This is a genomic window from Bradyrhizobium sp. Rc2d (assembly GCF_900099855.1).
Lineage (GTDB): Bacteria > Pseudomonadota > Alphaproteobacteria > Rhizobiales > Xanthobacteraceae > Bradyrhizobium.
On the sequence record NZ_FNCU01000055.1, the window covers coordinates 36,124 to 54,459 of the forward strand.

An 18,336-nucleotide genomic window follows, 5' to 3' on the forward strand; every position below is an offset into this window, starting at 1 on the left:
GTTTTTGGGAAATCCGCTCATACAGCCACATGCAGTTCTATTCCGAATTTCAGGCCGGACGCAGGACGCGGCCGTCCAAGCAAATAACCCTGAACCAGCGTCACCCCGGCGGCTCGCATCATGTCCAACTGCTGCTCAGTCTCTACGCCCTCGGCCGTCGTCGTCATCTGCAAGGCGCGAGCAAGGCCGATGATCGCGCTCACTATCGTCCTGCTTCCCTGATCGTTCTCGATATCCTGGACGAAGGTCCGATCGATCTTGATCTTGTTGAACGGGAACTTCTTCAGGTAGCTCAGGGACGAATAACCCGTGCCGAAGTCATCCAATGCGACGTGGATGCCCATGATCTGGAGCCCGTGCAGAAGCGCGACATACTCTGGCTCATCTTCGAGCAGGACCGACTCAGTCACCTCCGCCTCCAGCCGCTGAGGCGCCAAGCCCGCGTCGGCCAACGCGGCCGAAACAATCTCAGTTAGTCGTGGATCGCGAAATTGGACCGGCGAAAGATTGACGGCGACTTTCACATGGTCCGGCCACTCAACAGCATCGCGACAAGCTTGTCTGAGAACGAACTCGCCCAGTGGCGCGATCAGGCCGATTGATTCGGCCAACGGGATGAAGCGTCCGGGGGAAATAAATCCGAGCTTCGGGTGACGCCAACGCAGCAGAGCTTCGACACTCAAGATTTGGATATTCCGAGCCCGACGAATAATACGGTGCCCTCGAGAACTCCCGCGAGGGCGTCGTCCTCCTCGATAGCGATGGCCAAATCGCCCTATCCAATTCAAGGGCCGACGAATTCATTCATTGCTTGCCACAGCTTGTTCACCCCGGTTGGTTGCGGGGGGCTCGGGTATCAAGCGACGACAGCTCACCTGGACTCGCTCTTCGAGACAACCTCGGCGACGTTGATACCGTGGAGGGTGAAGCGCAGCTCCCGGACGGCAGGTGGTTGCGGGTCAGTCGCAGCCCGACCCAGGAGGGCGGGGTAATGCTTACCGGGTTGAAGCAGCAGAAGGCGGAGCTGCATGCGACGAATCTGAGACGGGATGCGGCGCTCACGCATATGTCGCAAGGACTCTGTCTCTATGACAGGGAGGGACGGTTGCAGGTCAACCGTCGCTTCTGTGAGATCTTTGATATTTCGCCGGAGCTCGTGCGTCCAGGCATGACATTCGAAGATGTCTTCGGCCTGAGTGTTGCCGCCGGCAATCATGGCAGCCGGACTGTGGCCGATCTTCTGGCGGAAGGCGAGGAATTCCTGGCGCGCCGCAGGAGCGGCAACTACCTCCAGCAGCTCAGCGACGGACGCATCGTCTCGATCGCCCATCGCTCCACCTCCGACGGGGGCTGGCTGATCAGTTGTGAAGATGTGACTGAACAACAACGGGCGCAATCTCAAATCGCGTTCATGGCGCGCCAGCAGCGCTCCACCGCGAGCGCGTCTCGGACGAGGGTCCAACTCCTTAGCCGCGCCAAGATTTTTCTTCGGCTGGTGCGGGCGTGGCAGCTTGAATGTCTGGATCTCAGTGCAATTTCCTCGGTCGCATTGACCGTGATCGAGCTAGCGCAGGCGGATGCATTGGCGAAAACCTATCAGGCGTTCATGGGCGCGATGGCCCAAAACCCCTTCATGCAGAAGGTGTGGGGCTTCGCGATCATTTCGCAATTGCTCGTGCTGCTCTGGCATCAGGTCGGGATCCCGGCCATCGTCGCGCTCGGGGTCATCACCCGCTATCCGTCGAGCGGTACCACGGTTGAGTGGGCTTATCCGCTCGTTGGCGCATTGATGGGCCTTGGCCCGATGGTGCTGCGCGCCGGCCCGGGAGCGGATCGTTCGCCAATCGGCTCAAGCCGCATCCTGGGGAAGGAGGCCGCCAACTGAGCAGGCCTAGTGCTCAATCGTCCGGTGTCTCGCGTCCTTTGGTGGTGAGCTGGTATCGATCGCCGTCCTTCATTAGCCAGCCGCCATCGACCATGCGAAGTGCAAAAGACTTGGTGCAAACCGGATGGCTGCCGCCGGGTATGTAAAGCATGTTGTTCAACTCGACGAGATAACCGTAGAGACGGGCCTGCCGCATCGCATTGCGCATTCCGCGTGAAACAACCAACATAACGCTTTCTCAAGCATAAGCCCGAGAGAACGTTCCTCTGTTGGGAGGGCCGGGTTTAGCTCGGGACAAGGGGCTCACGGTGCCGGAAGGTCGCTAGGTGGCGGTCCTCCTGCCACAGCTCAACATCATCGCTCACCGCGAGAGTCCAGGCACGCTGTTTGGCGTCCTTTCCATCCTTGCAGATCAGATCGACACGCGCTGTGATGTGTCCACCCGAGTCGAGAATATAGGCACGGTACTGGAGCATGGTCGACCCTCTCAGGATGATTGCCGTGACTTTGGAGATGCCAACCAGCTGCTAATCCGGACGGCTGTTTCGGCGCGCTCGCTCTTGCGCAGGAGAGCCTCGCGCTGTTCTCCGGGCGGCAATTCCATTGCTCGCTTTCGCGTCACGCGTGCGTGGTCTGCGAGACGCTCTTCCAGGGACGTTGTCTGTTTCCGGCGGCGCCGCACGGCTATCTGCCCGGTGATGGCTCATGCCCACCCGACAAAAACTGTCGGAACCGACGAGAGTTCCTAAGCTGGTACTGCCCCTGCGCAGGCGTCTACTTGGATGGGCGTGTCCCGGCTAAATTGAGCCGTCCCGACGGTCACAGCTCGCGCTCCATCGCCGGATGGCTGCGGTTCTTGACCTTGATCCAGAACTTTTGCCGGCCGCCGCGGTACGGCCGATCGCGATGCTTGGAAACCAGGCCCTCTAACCCCATTCGGCAGGCTGCCCGGAAGAGGTCCGGCCCGATCTCCCCGCCCTCGAAGGGCGCCACGGTAATCCCGTCCGGGCGCCGCGCTAGCAGGTGCTCCAAATTGGCCTTGCGCATGTGCCAGGGACAGCGACCGCAGATCATCGCCGCCCATAGCGAGGATGTCGAAGGGTAAAGCTGTACCTCGTGGTCATGGAGTGCAGCGCGTTAAAATCGGAGATGCCATCCAACCCGAGCACCACGGCCTCACCGTCTACGACGAAATGCTTCTGTCGGTTCTTTCGGCGATCGAGGGGTAGCGGTTCGTCCAGTCGCTACCGTTGCGCGAGAGCAGGCGCACGCGCTCGTTCTCCCGGATGACCAGCATCCGATAGCCGTCGTGCTTGACTTCATGAATCCAGTCCGGCCCGTTCGGGACCTGCTTGCCCGCAGTCGCTAGGCAGAGCTCGTATGCCATACGCATGGACGGAAGATAGGAGCCCGCCACGGATTTTACGAATCTGCTGAAGTTCCTGCAGGGAGCAGTGCTCAGGCGTACAGACACCGCGATGAGCGGTGAGTAGCCTCCTTTCGCTTGGCCCTTGCTAGCCCGAGGGCTCAGCTTCCTCCAGCGGCCCCGGCCTCACCCTCGAGCGCCCCCCGGCCGGGGCCGTCTTTGGGGTCGTTTTGCGATTTTCGCGCCTCGCTGTCTCAATCCACCTTTTGTCTTAGTGCAGAGGCGGTCGGCGGCGCGCATGATGGAGGCGTCTGCCTCGGGGCTGGCCTGAGCAGCGGACCTCTCGGCCCTGTGCTGCGGATTCGGTGCGGACCTCCAGGTGGCACAGGGCCGATTTGTCTGCTCAGTGGATCTCGCCTCGGCTCAGCAATCGCACATAGGTCCCGCTCTCGTGCAACTCGAGCCAGCCGCGTTCGACGGCATACCTGATGCCGGCGCCAAACTCCTCGCCGGCGGCCTTAAGCGTGTAGAGGAACGGAGCGTTGATCTTCTCGATATGGATGCGGCCGTCCTGAACCGGCTCGATGCCGGAGGCTAGTTCGACCAGCTTGCGGGCTGCGGCTTCCGGGTTGGCGAAGGGACGTTCGGCGGTAAGTTTCATGCGGCAGTCAGGCGGTGGGCAGTGCGGATATGAGAGTCGAGTGTGGGAGTGGTGACTACCTCGCCGCAGAAGCAACGCGCAATCCCTTCCGGCCGCTGTGCGGGCAGCGGAAGCGCCAGATCGTGCATGCGATCTATCCAGGCTGTCCAGTCTCGCTGGCGGCGCCAGGCCTCGTAATCGGCCTCCGAGCGCGTGGCCGCTAACTCCTGCCACGCGGCCTCGAAGCCGGTACGGGCCGCGTCAAAGGTCTCGGCAATACCGTTGCGGTGCTCCCCGGGGGCGGTGCCGGGATAGAAGCCGCACGACCACCCCCACTGCGGAGCCGAGTTTGGCACGCCGGCGCGCCGGCCGATCACGCCCACTCGGACATCACCGAAATAGATCAGCCACGTTTCGCCGTGTGGGGCGTTTCGGTCTCGGCGGCGGGTGAGGGAGGGCATGCCGCCATCAAAGCGGCCTGCAGAGCCACGTCAAATTATCAATGTCTTGGGCGCTAGAACGGCGGCGAGCTACTGCGGGTCGTGGGTGTGGAGAAGTGTGATTGAAAGTCGCGCAGTGGCACGTTAGCCGGCCTTGCGCTTTTTCGCCGCCTTCTTTGCTGGCGCCTTGGCCGGCCGTGCCGCCGGCGGGCCTTTCCCGGAGGCGAGACTTTGGCGTAGCGCGTCCATCAGGTTGACGACGTTACCGGGCGCGGCCCTTTTCACCGCCGCGATCGGCAGACCCTTCTGCTTTTTGGCGAGCAGTTCGGCGAGCGCCGCTTCGTAATGGTCCTCAAATTTCTCAGGCTCGAAATGGCCGCTCTTCTGCTCGACGATGTGCTTTGCGAGGTCGAGCATATCCTTGGTGACCTTGACGTCCTGGATCTCATCAAAATATTCCGCCGCGTCGCGCACCTCATAGGGGTAGCGCAGCAGCATGCCGACGAGACCCTTGTCGCGGGCTTCCAGCGCAATGACGTGCTCGCGGTTGGTCAACACCACACGGGCAAGCGCGACCTTGTCGAGCGAGCGGATGGTCTCGCGGATCACGGCAAAGGCGTCATGGCCGACCTTGCCGTCAGGGACGATGTAATAGGGACGCACGAGATACAGGTCGTCGATCTCACTTCGCGGGACGAACTCGTCGATCTCGATGGTGCGGGTGGACTCCAGCGCGATGTTCTCGATCTCGTCCTTCGTGACCTCAAGATAGCGGTCCTTATCGACCGGATAGCCTTTGACGATATCCTCGTTGGAGACTTCGTCGCCGGACTCGGCATCTACTTTGAGGTAGCGAATACGGTATCCAGTCTTTTTGTTGATCTGGTTGAAGCTGATCTTTTCGGATTCCGAGGTCGCGGGAAATAGCGCGATCGGACACGTCACCAGCGACAGCCTCAAAAACCCCTTCCAATTCGCGCGCGGGGCCATGAACGCAAACTCCACCTGTACCGATTAGGATCAATATAGGCGGAGGCCGCGGAAAGTGGAGTCAAACCCGGCGTTTACCGCATTCAGGGCAGGTATCGCCGATGCCGCACATCGCTTCCTCCAGCGCGGCCAGGCAGGCCTCCGGAGTGGCGCCAGGGAAGGGGGGCCTCCGAGCTTCCCCGCGCGCTCGGTTCCAGGCGTCGGGATCGGCGCGATCGACGCTATAGCCATGGTGCTGGCACGCCCTCACCACCTCTTGCTCGATCAGCGTGCCGAGTGCCCAGCCTTGCAACGTGCGATAGGCGGGGCGGGTGGCATTGAGCGGCAGCTTGCGTTGCCAATGGATCGGCATGGTCGCGTTCTCGAATCAACTACACCGCTCAACTATACCATCGAGGTCAACCTCGCCGCGCGAGCAGCCGAGTTATGCCCGCTCTTTGATCTGCGCACTGCCCAAGAAGGGGCGGACGTGCTGCGGACCGTTCGCGCTCGAATATTGGCGGTGTCGTCGCGGGTCGCGGCGCTGCTTGTTCCTATCTGGACTAGACGTGATGGAAATAGAGGCTGCGATGCGCGCCAACTTGCTAATGGTTCTCTTATTCCCGGATTAATGCGGATTGCGCGCTGCTTCTGGGGCGAGGTACTCAAAAATGTCTTTGACGCCGAGATGATCCTTGATGCGGCGGGCTTCCAATAGACGACACCAGGCGAGTAGCACGGATCGGTGCTGCTCCGGTTAACAGAACCTTACCTCGAACTCACAAATTACGTCCGCTTCGAGCCCGTTTTCTCAAGCCGCTTGCCGTATGAGAGGAGCAAGCCCGGGGGCGGGAGTGCGCGGAGCGAAACGAATGCATGTGACAATGCCAAGCACGATGCCGGCCAAGCGGCTGCTGGCGCTTGGCATCGGTCTCATATTGGGCTTCTCCGGTATCTGTGCGACCATCCTCTGGGAAATGGCGCAGAAGGATTTTCAGCACGCGAAGGAGGCTGCGACCAATCTCGTGGCCAGCATCGCAAGCGAGATCGACCGCAACATCGAGCTCTATGATCTGTGGCTCCAAGCCGTCGCCGACGGCGTGAAACTGCCCGAGATCAACCGCGTCAGTCCTGAGTTGCGGCAGGTCGTCCTGTTCGACCGGGCCGCCACGGCAAAGGATTTGGGTTCAATTCTGGTTCTGGACGCTGCGGGCAATGTCAGGCTGGACTCCCGAACCCCCACGCCGCGTCCGACGAATTTTGCCGATCGCGATTTCTTTCGCGTGCATCAGGCGCGGCCGGATGCAGGGCTGTTCATCAGCGCACCGTGGGTCACGTCGGGTGGAGAATACCTCATCAGCCTGAGCCGGCGCATCAGCGGCCGCGACGGCTCCTTCGACGGCGTCGTCGCCGGGAGCATGCGGCTGAGCTATTTCCATAACCTGTTCAGGAAGCTGGATTTCGGCGCCCAGGGTTCTATGGCGCTGTTTAGCAGCGACGGAACGATCCTGATGCGTGCCCCCTTCGACATCACCAAGATCGGGCAGAGTATCAAGGACGCCCAGACCTTCAAATATTTCCCCGCGCACAGCTCCGGCTTCTATGCGACGAAGTCCATTGTTGACCACATCAGCCGCCTGTACGTCTTTCAGCAGGTCGGTACGCATCCCTTGCTGCTGGCGGAAGGCGTCGCGCTCAAGAGTATCTACGCAGATTGGTGGCAACAGCTGTGGTGGATCGGCCTTGTGGTGGCCGCGCTTGTCGCATTCTCGATCGCTCTGATGTTTTACCTGCTGGCGGCGCTGAAGCGCCGCGCTGCCGCGGAAAACCAGCTCGCGGTCCTGGCCACAACCGACACCTTGACGAGGCTCGGCAACCGACGCCGCTTTGATGATGCCCTGGCCGTCGAGTGGCGCCGGGCCACGCGCTCTCGCACGCCTGTCTCGCTGCTGATGATCGATGTCGATCACTTCAAGGCATACAACGACAGACACGGACACCAGGCTGGCGATGCCGTGCTTGCAACCGTCGCGCAATGTATTGCGAGCAGCACGAAACGCACATCCGATCTCGGTGCCCGCTATGGCGGGGAAGAGTTCTCCGTGCTGCTGCCCGGCGTCGGCAAGAGCGGGGCATTCGAAGTCGCTCGCCAGATCCGCGAGAAGCTGACGGTCCTACGCCAAACGCAGGGCGAACTGCCGACGGTCAGCATTGGACTGGCGTGCATGGTCCCTGGCCAAGACTACGTGCCGCATGATCTTGTCAGGGCGGCGGACATAGCGCTTTACGCGGCCAAGCACGAGGGACGCGACTGCGTGATCGGCAGCCCGGGCGGGGATCTGATCGCAAGCGGGAAACGAGTAGCCTAGAAATGGATGAGATTAGGTTGAATCGATCTGGGATTCTTAAATCAGAGTCTCCCTGATTCACCATCCTGGCTGAAATGGAGGCCTTATGTAATGGTGTTGGGGTTAGCCTCCAAAGCCCAAGCCCTAAGATCTGTGTCTGATTGAGCTGGGGGCTCAGCCCTCAGGCGAACCGCGGCTGCTCTGGTGTGCTCCTCTCGCCGCTGGCGAGGTTTGGCAGCGGAAGCCCACGACGCGCGAGAATTACAATGTAATGTCAATGACACATGAGTTCGCAATTTTACTCTGAATGGCGTGCCATTCAGAACAGCCCAACGAACTTGGAAACTCAGTACGTCTTAAGCACCATGAGCTCTCCGGCATCCGCCGATTCGAACATGCGAGAAACGGTTGACCGGACGCCCCCCGCTCCACCGCTCATTCCCGGCTCGTTCATCAACCAGGGCGTATACGTCTTGGACAGAAAGGTGGTTGAATTGGCCAGCCTCGCTGAGTCCTTGCGCGAAAAATGGACCGCATCGCGAGTTTCCCTTGCAGAGGCCGCCCTGGACCTCAACCAAGGCTCGGTTTCCATGGCTGCCGAGGCCGAAGACACCAGCCGCCAGTCCGACGTGACCCGCATCACTCTTGCGTCTGAGGCGACTGGACGAACCGCCTCGCGCGTGAGCAATGCATCAGATCGAATCAACGGTGAGGTTCGAATGCTGCGAGATGGAGTTCGGAGTTTCCTGCAACGTCTGCAGATCGCTGCACCAGGATCTTAACACGTCGCGATCAGGCCGGTGTGGCGGGGCCCCCAGCCCTGGGCCGCTTGCATGTGTCTCGCCTCGCGGACGTAAGGAATCGCAGCCTAAGGTAGGAGCAAACGGCTATCGAGCAGATGGTGTTGAGCACGGTCGGGCGTTGGAAGGCCGATGATGCTCCTGCCAACACCGACCGTCCATGTTGCCGTTCGCAGAGGCGACGACTCAGCTTGGCGTGAACGAACGACGAGGACGATGGACATGGAGGCTTAGTCGCCTGCGTCGCTGGGCGGCGTACGATCAAGTCAGCACCTGACATTGGCTCGACGCGCCATACGCATCGAACTCGAACAGAATCCCATCAGGCCTATCAGTGCGAGGTTCGAGCCCGCATTTCGCTCTCTGCGACACGACGCCGCATCGCGTTCTGGTTGCGTAATACCATCGGGCACGACCAAATAATGGGCGAGTAAGAAACCCTTAATTATTCGAAGACAAGGATTGAACAATTTTAGATTGATTTGCGCAATGCATTCCCAGCATTGGGTCGGTGGAGACCACAATGTCAAACGTGCTAAATTTTACGAGGCCAAGCCGCGTATCTAAACAATCGTGTCCCAGTGGCGATCCGACGCTGTCGCCGCCGGATCGCCAACCATTCTCGCAGGTCGAAGTCTTGCGCATGAATGCAACGCTGGAAATTGCCGGCGCCATTACCCTGCTGGAAGCGAGTCACCTGCGAATACGAAAGATGGCAGCAGAGATCGCAAGTCCCTCAATCAAGGCAAAGCTGCAAGGTGATCTGAGGCTGATCGAGCAAATGCTCGAAATCGCCAAGTCGAAAGCGTCCACCATGTAGAATTTTTGTTTTCGTTCCAATTTGGAAAGTCATTGCAATGCTTACGAACGTCAAGATCGCCGGCCGCCTTATGATCGGCTTCGGCTTACTCCTAGTATTGACGGCCGCGATCGGCGGGTACTCAATCTATGCCTCCTACAACGCGAATGACGCTTTCGCGGTGGTGGTCAGACAAAAGAATCACGTCGTCGATGACGAGCGCATAGAAAAGCGTGTCTTCGAGGCACGCATGCACGTTTGGCTTGCTCTAGCGACCGATGACCAGTTGCATTGGGCAAAGGCCACCGACGCTTATAGGAAGGCGCTCGTACGACTCGATGAGCTCATTGCCGACACGAAGGACACCGCCCGCCTGATCCGGGCCAAGGAGCTGAAGGCGGCGGTCGAAGACAACCAAGCTAAGGCGCTCAGGCTGAGGGAGTTCAAGGGAAGAAATACCGCTCTGGATACCTCAGAGGCAAAGTCGGCAGTCAGTGCAGCTCTCGCGGCTGGGGCCAATATTGAAACCATTGCTGAGCCACTCGCCGAGGATTACGAGAAAGCGTCGCAAGCGACGGTATCGAGGGCGGAAGAGAATCTTGTCACAGCCATAAAGATGGCCTCGGTCCTCGGGATTCTGAGTCTGCTGATTGGTGTTGCGCTCTCGGTCGTTACCTCGCGGAGCATCAGCACCCCGATTCGAACGCTGACCGGTTCGATGTTGGAGCTTGCGAATGGAAATTTTGATGTTGTGCTTCCTGGTCTTGGTCGCCGAGACGAAATTGGTGCGATTGCAAGTGCGGTTGAACGCTTCAAGCTCAAGGCGGCCGAAAAGGCACGAGCCGAAGCCGAGGCCAAAGCCGACCAGGATCGCATGGCGGCCGAGCAGCGGAAGGCGGATATGCGCAAGCTCGCTGATCTGTTTGAAGCCGCCGTGGGCGAGATTGTCGAAACCGTCTCCTCTGCGTCCACTGAGCTCGAGGCCTCCGCCGGGTCGCTGACGAAAACCGCCGATTCGACCCAGCATCAATCCAGCGCAGCCGCATCAGCATCCGAGCAGGCCTCAGCGAGCGTGCAGTCGGTCGCTTCGGCCACCGAAGAAATGGCGGCTTCGGTCAACGAGATCAGCCGGCAGGTGCAAGAATCAGCACGCATTGCCGGTGCAGCGGTGCGCCAGGCGGAGGGCGCTGATGAACGAGTCCATTCGCTTTCGCAGGCCGCAAGCAAGATAGGAACGATCGTCGAGATCATCAATGCGATCGCCGGACAAACCAACCTTCTTGCCTTGAATGCGACGATTGAAGCGGCTCGGGCTGGAGAAGCTGGTCGCGGATTCGCGGTCGTTGCGTCAGAGGTAAAAACCCTGGCTGAACAGACGGCCAAGGCAACCAAGGAAATCAGCGATCAGATCGTCGGAATCCAGTCGTCCACCCGCGAGTCCGTTGCGAGCCTCAACGAGGTTAGCGGCGTCATTAAGCGGATTTCAGAAATTTGTGCCACCATCGCCGCAGCGGTCGAGGAGCAGGGCGCCGCCAACCACGAGATTACGCGCAACGTACAGCAGGCTGCGATTGGGGTTGCCGAGGTCGCCTCGAACATCGCCGAGGTGAACCGGGGCGCTGGCGAAACGGGCACTGCATCTACCCAGGTTCTTGCCGCGGCGAAATTGTTGTCTCAGGACAGCAGCCGTTTGAAGCTGGAAGTACAGAAATTTCTAGCTAACGTGCGGGCAGCTTAACCAGCAGCGAACATTGAAGCTTTTGGCTCGCAGGACTTTAGCCGAACCGTGCGAGTTTCGACCGCCCTTTACCAAAAATGCATCCAGCGCAGGAGAGAAGGTACTTTAGCAATGAGTGAAGTCATTCAACTAAAACTCAAGAGCCCAAGATCCGCCGACGACAGCATCGAGATAATCGCGACGCGATACCCGGATCTCGCTGATGCCATGGTCCATTTCGCTCGCATCAAGAGCCTCTCGAAAGAGATGTTAATCGTCGCGCTCAATCAGCTCGACGACGCAGCTCGCTCAACGCGAGAGAGAGCAACGTCTTCCTCAGAAACGTCTGCTCTGCACCAACTGGGCATGTTCTTGTCGATCCTCGCGCAGCTTCGCACTACCATCAATCGGCTGTGAGCGTGCGGTTATCGTGCCGACTTTCCTCGCATCGAGGAGCGAAAGGCCGGTCTTGGATGCGGTGAGATTGATCGTTCTCTACGCAGGGTCCGCTCAGCGGAGTGAGCTGCTTCATCAGACTGCTTACGCAGTGGATCGTTGACCCAAGAAGGGCAGGGTCGGGGAGGACTTGATAACCGGATGGAGCCTCACAGTGCGCGCAATCGCCCAGGGAGGGAGAAGCGGTCAGATTGAATTGCTGGTGAACTATACGGCCGGGGATGGCTTTTTATTCCGTCAACGTGCGCTTGCTGCAATCAGGCGGGATTTGCAACTCAACGTGGCCGGCCTGACCGTTGCCCTTCTTCTCTCCGGGCTGTTCTCGTGGATGTTGGCACGCGGATCATCGGCCCAGTCGCGATTGCCTCCAAAGCGGCAATGAGCATTGCTGATGGTGACTTGAATACGGACGTTCCGAAGGGCAGCGTGATGAGCTGGGTACCCTCCTGAGCGGAATGGGGAGGATGCGAGACAACATCAAGGCGATGATGGATCGCCAGGCGGCCCAGCGGCGCTCGGCCCAGGCACGCCTGTCCAGGTGCCCTCGAGAAGTCCCGCGAGGGCGTCCTCCTCGATAGTGGCGATGGCCAGATCGCCCTATCCAATTCCAGAGCCAAGCGAATTCATTCATTGCTTGCCACAGCTCGTTCACCCCGGTTGGTTGCGGGGGGCGCGGGTATCAAGCGAGGACAACTCACCTTGACTCACTCTCCGAGGCAACTTTAGCGATGGCGAGCGTGGAGGGTGAAGCCCACTCCCGGACGGTAGGTGGCTGCGGGTCAGCCGCAGCCCGACCTGAGGGCGGGTCATGCTCGTCTACAGCGACATTACCGGTTTGAAGCAGCTTCCGACGCTGCACCCGACGATGATGCGATGGCCCACCAGTTCATAGGGCGCTCTTGTTGCGCTGGCAGCATCCAAACAGAGGGCTCTGCGGCCCGATCAGTTCATCCCGCTTGAAGAAATGGTCTCATTGCTCCGCTCGGGGAAAGGTCAGCGAAAGCGATCACGGGCGCCCTGGCGTCATCCCGTTGGTAGCGTCGCGCCGCTACCCCGCGAGCGCCCGTCCGCACCAGCCGCAACTCTGGCGTGGCTAAGGGAGGGGACGGCCTAGTGTGCTCTTTCAGGAGGTTGTCCATCTGGTCCTCGGCAATACAGGTCGATCACGTACAATTCACGCAAAAGTTGTCCTCGGTTTGTCGAGCAGCGTCAGGGAGTAACAATCGCTTAAAGGAAGATCGATACAAACTCTAGCACGAATGGGCACGGGGCTGACAGCAATTTGGTCCTGGTCCGGGGAGAGAGACGACTGCCCGAGATGCATTGGGGCCGGAGGGCGTCATTTTTTGATGTTTTCGGGGCATGTCATGTTTTCCAAGATCTCCATACGAACCAAGATTACCGCGGTCGTCGCCGGCCTCTTGCTGGCTCTGATCGCCACCGGCGCTTTCGCAGTCTGGAATATGCAGGTGATCAACGCAGCGGTCGTCGACATCCGGAGCAACTGGCTTCCGAGCGTCCGCGTGATCGGCGAGTTGCGCGCAACCACCATCACTTACCGCAACGCTGTGCGGCAGCATCTTTTGTTCGACCGTGCGCAGGACAAGGCGGACCTTGATAAGCGCATCGAGCCGATCGTTGAAAGGATGGCGCAGAACATTGCGGACTACGAGAAGCTAATCTCCGCTCCGCAGGAGCGTGCGCTCTTTGACGAATGGCACGGCCTCTGGAACGAGTACATGAGGGGCGCTCAGGAGGTGCTGCTTCTGTCGCGCGCTGCGGCTGGTCGTTTTCCTCAAGAGGCCAACGATCTCAACAGTAGGACCGTGAATCCCATTGGCCTCAATGCCGATAAGGTCCTGGCGAGTGCCATTGACCTCAACAACAAGGGCGCGGACGCTGCGGGAGCCGAGGCCGCGATCGCCTACAGTCGTGCGGTCAAGACCCTAGTGACGACAGTGACGATCGCCGGAATCCTCGGTGCCCTCGTTGCCTTCTTCGTGATGAGAACCGTATCGCAAGGCATCAAGGCAATCGTCTCGCCGATGCGGGCCCTCAGCGCCGGCGATCTGTCGGCAGAAGTAACCCATCAGGGCGAGCGCACCGAGATCGGCCAGATGGCCGATGCGTTGCAGGTGTTCAAGCAGGCGCTGATCGCCAAGAAGGATGCAGAGGAGGCGCGAGCCGAGCAGGAGCACCAGCAGGCCGAGCTCCGGAGCCGCGAGATGCATCGCCTTGCCGACCTGTTCGAAGGTGCGGTGGGCGAAATCGTTCAGACGGTCTCCTCTACGTCGAGCCAACTCGAGGCATCGGCGGGCACGCTGAGGGCGACGGCCGAGCGTACCCAAGATGTAGCGACCGGCGTCGCTGCCGCCTCCGAGGAGACGACGACCAATGTCCAGTCGGTGGCGTCCGCTTCCGAAGAGTTGGCCGCGTCGGTGGGAGAAGTCGGCCGGCAAGTGCAAGAATCCTCGCGCATCGCCACCGAGGCGGTGCAACAGGCCAGGGTCACGAATGAGCAGATCACCCGCCTGGCGCAAGCGGCCGTGCGAATTGGCGACGTCGTCGACCTTATCAACAGCATCGCAGCGCAAACCAATCTCCTAGCACTCAATGCGACGATCGAGGCCGCGCGCGCGGGTGATGCCGGTCGTGGCTTCGCGGTCGTGGCGAGCGAGGTCAAGGCGCTGGCTGAACAGACCGCGAAGGCCACCGAGGAGATCAGGTTGCAGGTCAGTGGTATGCAGGACGCCACCGGAAAATCGGTCGCGGCCATTGCCGATATCGGCGGTACTATTTCCAGGATGTCCGAAATCGCGACCGCCGTGGCTGTTGCAGTGGAGCAGCAGGGCGCGGCGACGGGCGAAATTGCCCGGAACATCCAGCAGGCGGCCCAGGGCACCGGCGACGTCAGCGTCGGCGTCGCCGACGTGCAACGCGGCGCAGCCGAGACGGGCAGCGCATCGGCTCAACTCCTGTCATCTGCCAGGCTTTTGTCGCGCGATTCGACACGTCTCAAGGACGAGGTCGCGCATTTCCTGCGCACTGTTCGCGCGTGATCGGTCTCGGTGCAGAAGCAGGTTCAGCTCCAACGGCTTGGCAGTTCCGGGGGACGCCCTGAGTTGCCGACCGGCTCCTCAGGTCTTGGCCCAACTCGGAGTGCGCCAGCCAGGCATCGACGGCGTGACGTGGCAGGCCTACGGAGAAAACCTCGAAGAGAAACTGACGGATCTGCACGACCGCATACACAAGGGCGGCTACCGCGCCCGCCCGGCCCGACGGACCTACATCCCGAAGGCGGACGGATCTCAGCGGCCGCTCGCCATCTTGTGTGTCGAGGACAAGATCGTCCAGCAGGCGGTCGCGACAGTTCTGGAAGCCATCTACGAGGAGGACTTCGTCCGTTTTTCCTATGGATTTCGACCGGGGCGCGGTCAGCACGATGCGCTGGACGCTCTTCACGTCGGCATTCTCAGGAAGCGAGTGAACTGGGTGCTGGATGCGGATATCCGGGGCTTTTACGATGCCATGGCCCACGCGTGGATCATCCGTTTCCTCGAGCACCGTATCGCGGATAAGCGCATCCTGCGCCTGATTGCGAAGTGGCTCAAGGTCGGCATCATTGAGGATGGACGCGTGACGCGCAGTCAGTGCGGCACTCCGCAAGGGGCGGTGATTTCACCGATCCTTGCCAACGCTTACCTGCACTACGCGTACGATCTGTGGGTCCACAGATGGCGCGAGACCAAGCGACCGGCGACATGATCGTCGTGCGCTTTGCCGATCATACGATCGTTGGCTTTGAGCACGAGCATGAGGCGAAGGACTTTCTGCAGGACCTGCACGAAAGACTGCGCTCGTTCGAACTGGCGTTGGACCCGGACAAGACCCGGCTGATCCGCTTCGGTCGCCACGCGGCCAAGCAACGTGAAAGACGTGGCGAAGGGAAGCCCGAAACGTTCGATTTCTTGGGCTTCACCCACTTCTGCACGCGATCACGCAAGTGGGGCTCTTTCGTCATCGGGCGCAAGACGATCAAGAAGCGCATGCGAGCCAAGCTCAAGGCGATCAAGATGGAGTTGCGCAAGCGTATGCACGACCCCGTCACGCAAACCGGAGCATGGGTGAAGCAGATGCTGCAAGGGCATCTGAACTACTTTGCCGTCTCGGGTAACCACCCGAGCACGTGGTGGTTCTGCAATCAGGTGCGGTGGCTCTGGCTGAAGACGCTTCGGCGACGGAGTCAGAAGGCCGATCTCTCCTGGGAGCGCTTCATCCGCCTCGTCGAACGCTTACACCCGCTGCCCTGTCACCGTTTCGACGCCAAAACCCGAGGGAGGAGCCCGGTGCGTTAGCAGCGCTCGCCGGGATCTGGGCGGGGGGCGAGGAGCAATCCTCGTCCCTACCGCGACCATCGAGGCACTAGTTTTGACCATGTTGTTTGTGCGACATTCTGGCCAACATGAAGGTCTTTTGAAAGGGCGTGGGACCTTATACACTTCTTTAGAGCTGCTTTTCGGGACGTGCCGACGTCTCCATTCGAGTGAAATGGCAGCGGGGAATGCCGTCGGCGGGCATCTCACCCTCAATAGATCCGACGTCCTTTTGTGCCGGTCTCCTCACCGAGCATTCAGCGTGCGGGCAGGCACGTGAAATGCTTCGTTTGATCGCAACGAGGAAGTGCCGCCCATGGCTGGAAAAAAACATCCCGAACCAGGCGATCCGGCGGCGGGCAATGGAATTTTGAGTCGCCGCGTCTTTCTTGAAGGCGCTCTCGTTTTCGGTGCGACCGGTGCGGGGCTGTCCGGCGGATCGGCAGAACAGCTTACGGTGCAGCCGTGGATGAAGGTGCCAGGTTCGGGTTTTGCGGGTTACGGCCAGCCCTCACCCTTCGAGAGCAAGGTCGTCAAAGTCTTTCCGCCGCCCCCTAACCCGCCCGGTGTCGGCGCGTCACGCACGCCGCTGCATATGCTCGACGGAATGATCACTCCATCCGGACTGCATTTCGAACGTAGCCATTCCGGCGCCCCAGAAATAGATCCCGATCAACACCGGCTGGTGATCCATGGACTTGTGAAGCGTCCGCTTGTGTTTACGGTCGAAGCGCTATCGCGCTATCCGATGCAATCGCGCATCGCTTTCATCGAGTGTGGCGGCAACAGCCTGGCGCTCAACGCGCCTCAGGTCCAGCCGCTCAATGTGGCGGCCATTCACGGCCTCATGGGTTGCTCGGAATGGACTGGCGTGCGGCTCTCCACGTTGCTCGACGAAGCCGGCATCGAACCCGAGGCGCGCTGGGTGATCGCCGAGGGCGCTGATGCTGCCGCCATGAGCCGTAGCATCCCACTCGCCAAGGCGATGGATGATGCGCTGCTCTGTCTCTATCAGAACGGCGAGCGCGTGCGGCCTTCGAATGGCTATCCGGTGCGGCTGCTGTTGCCTGGTTTTGAGGGCAACATGAATGTGAAGTGGCTGCGCCGCCTCAAGCTGACTACCGGCCCCGCCATGACCAAAGACGAAACATCGAAGTACACGATCCTGCTCAAGAACGAAAAGGCCTGGCAGTTCGTGTTTCCGATGGAAGTTAAATCCGTCATCACGCGGCCGTCGCCGGGGCTCGCCTTGAGGGGGCCGGGATTCTACGAGATTTCCGGACTTGCCTGGTCGGGCAACGGCAACATCCGGCAGGTCGACGTGTCGGCTGACGGCGGACGAAGCTGGGCGCCGGCGGCTTTGCAGGGCCCGATCCTGCCAAAGGCCCCCGTGCGCTTCCGCGCAGCGTGGCAATGGAACGGCGGTCCCGCCGTGCTGCAGAGTCGCGCCACCGACGACACGGGCATGGTGCAGCCAACGCGCGCACAGTTCGCTGACGAGCGCGGCTTACGTGGGATTTATCACTACAACGCCATCGCAAGCTGGCGCATCGACGAGAAGGGAGAGGCCAGCAATGTTTACGCTTAAAACCATCGCAGCCTGCGCATCCATGCTGACGATCGTACCGGCGGCGCTGGCCCAAGTCCCGCAGTTCGGGCTACCGATCGCGCCCGCCGAGATTGCAGCGTGGGACATCAGCATCGGACCGAATGGCGCAGGTCTGCCGCCTGGTCGAGGTACCGCAATCGAGGGTGAGGCGATCTATGTAGCGAAGTGTCAGGTCTGTCACGGCGAGAAGGGCATCAATCCCAATGTCGCACTCGCTGGAGCGCTGGTGGGGGGTATGGGCACACTGGCGTCGGACAAGACACCGATAAAAACTGTGGGAAGTTACTGGCCCTACGCAACGACGCTGTTCGATTACACCCGTCGCGCAATGCCATTCCAGGAATCGAAATCGCTGACCGCGGACGAGGTCTACGCGGTATCGGCGTATATCCTCAATCTCAACGGCATCGTCGGATCGAACGATGTGATGGATGCGCAGTCGCTGCCCAAGGTGAGAATGCCGAACCAGGACGGGTTCATCCCGTTCCCGCGCAATCCGAAGTAGCTTCGGGGCGACCTTGATCGGCTAGTGGCCCCCTGACTGACCTCCGCCAGAGCGCTGGGATGTCCGCTTCGTAGAGGTGACCCGACCAATGTCATTGTGGCTACCAGGGCAGCCTTTGACCCTGGCTGTGTGAAAACGCTGCGCTTGATGTGATTCGCGCGATATGATTCCCGCACGATTTGCGGGGGGCTGGAATGAAGCGCTTCGTTGCGGAGGCGGATCGTGGGCAATCGACGCTAGTGCCCGAGTGCCTCGATGATTTCATTGACGAGAGCAACCCTGTTCGCGTGATCGACGTGTTTGTCGATGCGCTCGATTTGGCCGAGCTAAGCTTCGAGGGGGTGAAGCCGGCGGCGACCGGTCGGCCGTCATACCATCCCTCGGTTCTCCTGAAGCTTTACATCTACGGCTATCTGAACCGGGTGCAGT

22 protein-coding genes are annotated in these 18,336 nt (G+C 60.4%); 14 read left to right on the forward strand and 8 right to left on the reverse strand.

Going from position 1 to position 18,336, the window contains the following annotated elements; all coding sequences use genetic code 11:
* Positions 1-17: 17 nt before the first annotated feature.
* Positions 18-788 (reverse strand): putative bifunctional diguanylate cyclase/phosphodiesterase, encoded by a 771-nt coding sequence (locus tag BLV07_RS39150; RefSeq protein WP_283806582.1) that lies wholly within the window; start codon positions 786-788, stop codon positions 18-20.
* A 203-nt stretch (positions 789-991) separates the two neighbouring features.
* Here BLV07_RS39150 and BLV07_RS39155 point away from each other — a divergent pair, with 203 nt between their 5' ends.
* Positions 992-1,885, forward strand: coding sequence for a PAS domain-containing protein (locus tag BLV07_RS39155; RefSeq protein ID WP_244551369.1), 894 nt, complete (start codon positions 992-994; stop codon positions 1,883-1,885).
* A gap of 13 nt (positions 1,886-1,898) precedes the next feature.
* Here BLV07_RS39155 and BLV07_RS39160 read toward each other — a convergent pair whose 3' ends face one another.
* The 7 genes from BLV07_RS39160 to BLV07_RS39200 all read right to left on the reverse strand — a co-directional run bounded on the left by BLV07_RS39160 (position 1,899) and on the right by BLV07_RS39200 (position 5,673).
* Entirely contained in the window at positions 1,899-2,114 is a 216-nt protein-coding gene (locus BLV07_RS39160; RefSeq protein ID WP_091897042.1) for a hypothetical protein, read from the reverse strand.
* Between the two features lie 590 nt (positions 2,115-2,704).
* Positions 2,705-2,932, reverse strand: a complete 228-nt coding sequence (locus BLV07_RS50185; protein ID WP_091897050.1) for a DNA ligase-like domain-containing protein — start codon at positions 2,930-2,932, stop codon at positions 2,705-2,707.
* A 136-nt stretch (positions 2,933-3,068) separates the two neighbouring features.
* Complete coding sequence (locus BLV07_RS50190) at positions 3,069-3,278, reverse strand: ATP-dependent DNA ligase (RefSeq protein ID WP_349525560.1); 210 nt, start codon at positions 3,276-3,278, stop codon at positions 3,069-3,071.
* A 376-nt stretch (positions 3,279-3,654) separates the two neighbouring features.
* Complete coding sequence (locus tag BLV07_RS39185) at positions 3,655-3,912, reverse strand: hypothetical protein (RefSeq protein ID WP_091897053.1); 258 nt, start codon at positions 3,910-3,912, stop codon at positions 3,655-3,657.
* Positions 3,909-4,352 carry a hypothetical protein gene (locus BLV07_RS39190; protein WP_091897056.1) on the reverse strand — a complete coding sequence of 148 codons (444 nt, stop codon included), beginning with the start codon at positions 4,350-4,352 and terminating at the stop codon, positions 3,909-3,911. Before BLV07_RS39190 ends, BLV07_RS39185 begins: the two co-directional genes overlap by 4 nt.
* A gap of 123 nt (positions 4,353-4,475) precedes the next feature.
* Positions 4,476-5,321 carry a non-homologous end joining protein Ku gene (ku, locus tag BLV07_RS39195; protein WP_091897089.1) on the reverse strand — a complete coding sequence of 282 codons (846 nt, stop codon included), beginning with the start codon at positions 5,319-5,321 and terminating at the stop codon, positions 4,476-4,478.
* Between the two features lie 61 nt (positions 5,322-5,382).
* A complete protein-coding gene (locus BLV07_RS39200; protein WP_091897059.1) occupies positions 5,383-5,673 on the reverse strand; it encodes a hypothetical protein in 291 nt (96 codons plus the stop codon).
* Between BLV07_RS39200 and BLV07_RS46930 the strand changes: the two genes are divergently transcribed.
* The 13 genes from BLV07_RS46930 to BLV07_RS39250 form a co-directional block, all read left to right on the forward strand.
* Positions 5,662-6,018: a hypothetical protein gene (locus BLV07_RS46930; RefSeq protein ID WP_143035642.1), complete on the forward strand. Its 357-nt coding sequence runs from the start codon at positions 5,662-5,664 to the stop codon at positions 6,016-6,018. The genes BLV07_RS39200 and BLV07_RS46930 overlap by 12 nt on opposite strands.
* 154 nt (positions 6,019-6,172) lie before the next feature.
* A complete protein-coding gene (locus tag BLV07_RS39205; protein WP_091897062.1) occupies positions 6,173-7,669 on the forward strand; it encodes a sensor domain-containing diguanylate cyclase in 1,497 nt (498 codons plus the stop codon).
* Positions 7,670-8,043: 374 nt separating this feature from the next.
* Positions 8,044-8,430: a hypothetical protein gene (locus BLV07_RS39210; protein WP_143035643.1), complete on the forward strand. Its 387-nt coding sequence runs from the start codon at positions 8,044-8,046 to the stop codon at positions 8,428-8,430.
* A 541-nt stretch (positions 8,431-8,971) separates the two neighbouring features.
* Positions 8,972-9,268, forward strand: coding sequence for a hypothetical protein (locus BLV07_RS46935; protein WP_143035644.1), 297 nt, complete (start codon positions 8,972-8,974; stop codon positions 9,266-9,268).
* 37 nt (positions 9,269-9,305) lie between these two features.
* Positions 9,306-10,985, forward strand: coding sequence for a methyl-accepting chemotaxis protein (locus tag BLV07_RS39215; RefSeq protein ID WP_091897068.1), 1,680 nt, complete (start codon positions 9,306-9,308; stop codon positions 10,983-10,985).
* Positions 10,986-11,096: 111 nt separating this feature from the next.
* Positions 11,097-11,381: a hypothetical protein gene (locus BLV07_RS39220; protein ID WP_091897071.1), complete on the forward strand. Its 285-nt coding sequence runs from the start codon at positions 11,097-11,099 to the stop codon at positions 11,379-11,381.
* A gap of 193 nt (positions 11,382-11,574) precedes the next feature.
* On the forward strand, positions 11,575-11,802 hold the full coding sequence (locus BLV07_RS39225) for a hypothetical protein (RefSeq protein ID WP_176946055.1): 228 nt from the start codon (positions 11,575-11,577) through the stop codon (positions 11,800-11,802).
* Between the two features lie 985 nt (positions 11,803-12,787).
* Positions 12,788-14,479, forward strand: coding sequence for a methyl-accepting chemotaxis protein (locus BLV07_RS39230; protein ID WP_091897074.1), 1,692 nt, complete (start codon positions 12,788-12,790; stop codon positions 14,477-14,479).
* Positions 14,480-14,603: 124 nt separating this feature from the next.
* On the forward strand, positions 14,604-15,185 hold the full coding sequence (locus tag BLV07_RS49915) for a reverse transcriptase domain-containing protein (protein ID WP_210187841.1): 582 nt from the start codon (positions 14,604-14,606) through the stop codon (positions 15,183-15,185).
* Positions 15,182-15,775, forward strand: a complete 594-nt coding sequence (locus BLV07_RS49920; RefSeq protein WP_210187842.1) for an RNA-dependent RNA polymerase family protein — start codon at positions 15,182-15,184, stop codon at positions 15,773-15,775. Before BLV07_RS49915 ends, BLV07_RS49920 begins: the two co-directional genes overlap by 4 nt.
* Before the next feature lie 334 nt (positions 15,776-16,109).
* A complete protein-coding gene (gene soxC / locus BLV07_RS39240; protein ID WP_091897077.1) occupies positions 16,110-17,381 on the forward strand; it encodes a sulfite dehydrogenase in 1,272 nt (423 codons plus the stop codon).
* Entirely contained in the window at positions 17,368-17,907 is a 540-nt protein-coding gene (locus tag BLV07_RS39245; protein WP_091897080.1) for a c-type cytochrome, read from the forward strand. Before soxC ends, BLV07_RS39245 begins: the two co-directional genes overlap by 14 nt.
* 194 nt (positions 17,908-18,101) lie before the next feature.
* A partial coding sequence (locus BLV07_RS39250; protein WP_143035645.1) for a transposase occupies positions 18,102-18,336 on the forward strand: 235 nt, incomplete at its 3' end.

Coding starts and splice junctions, on each gene's coding strand:
- BLV07_RS39160 (WP_091897042.1), bottom strand. CDS start 2,114: ATGTTGGTTGTTTCACGCGGAATGCGCAATGCGATGCGGCAGGCCCGT.
- BLV07_RS39220 (WP_091897071.1), top strand. CDS start 11,097: ATGAGTGAAGTCATTCAACTAAAACTCAAGAGCCCAAGATCCGCCGAC.
- BLV07_RS39200 (WP_091897059.1), bottom strand. CDS start 5,673: ATGCCGATCCATTGGCAACGCAAGCTGCCGCTCAATGCCACCCGCCCC.
- BLV07_RS46935 (WP_143035644.1), top strand. CDS start 8,972: ATGTCAAACGTGCTAAATTTTACGAGGCCAAGCCGCGTATCTAAACAA.
- BLV07_RS50185 (WP_091897050.1), bottom strand. CDS start 2,932: ATGCGCAAGGCCAATTTGGAGCACCTGCTAGCGCGGCGCCCGGACGGG.
- BLV07_RS39205 (WP_091897062.1), top strand. CDS start 6,173: ATGCATGTGACAATGCCAAGCACGATGCCGGCCAAGCGGCTGCTGGCG.
- BLV07_RS39215 (WP_091897068.1), top strand. CDS start 9,306: ATGCTTACGAACGTCAAGATCGCCGGCCGCCTTATGATCGGCTTCGGC.
- BLV07_RS39210 (WP_143035643.1), top strand. CDS start 8,044: ATGCGAGAAACGGTTGACCGGACGCCCCCCGCTCCACCGCTCATTCCC.
- BLV07_RS39185 (WP_091897053.1), bottom strand. CDS start 3,912: ATGAAACTTACCGCCGAACGTCCCTTCGCCAACCCGGAAGCCGCAGCC.
- BLV07_RS39230 (WP_091897074.1), top strand. CDS start 12,788: ATGTTTTCCAAGATCTCCATACGAACCAAGATTACCGCGGTCGTCGCC.
- ku (WP_091897089.1), bottom strand. CDS start 5,321: ATGGCCCCGCGCGCGAATTGGAAGGGGTTTTTGAGGCTGTCGCTGGTG.
- soxC (WP_091897077.1), top strand. CDS start 16,110: ATGGCTGGAAAAAAACATCCCGAACCAGGCGATCCGGCGGCGGGCAAT.
- BLV07_RS39155 (WP_244551369.1), top strand. CDS start 992: ATGCTTACCGGGTTGAAGCAGCAGAAGGCGGAGCTGCATGCGACGAAT.
- BLV07_RS50190 (WP_349525560.1), bottom strand. CDS start 3,278: ATGCGTATGGCATACGAGCTCTGCCTAGCGACTGCGGGCAAGCAGGTC.
- BLV07_RS49920 (WP_210187842.1), top strand. CDS start 15,182: ATGATCGTCGTGCGCTTTGCCGATCATACGATCGTTGGCTTTGAGCAC.
- BLV07_RS46930 (WP_143035642.1), top strand. CDS start 5,662: ATGGATCGGCATGGTCGCGTTCTCGAATCAACTACACCGCTCAACTAT.
- BLV07_RS39245 (WP_091897080.1), top strand. CDS start 17,368: ATGTTTACGCTTAAAACCATCGCAGCCTGCGCATCCATGCTGACGATC.
- BLV07_RS39190 (WP_091897056.1), bottom strand. CDS start 4,352: ATGCCCTCCCTCACCCGCCGCCGAGACCGAAACGCCCCACACGGCGAA.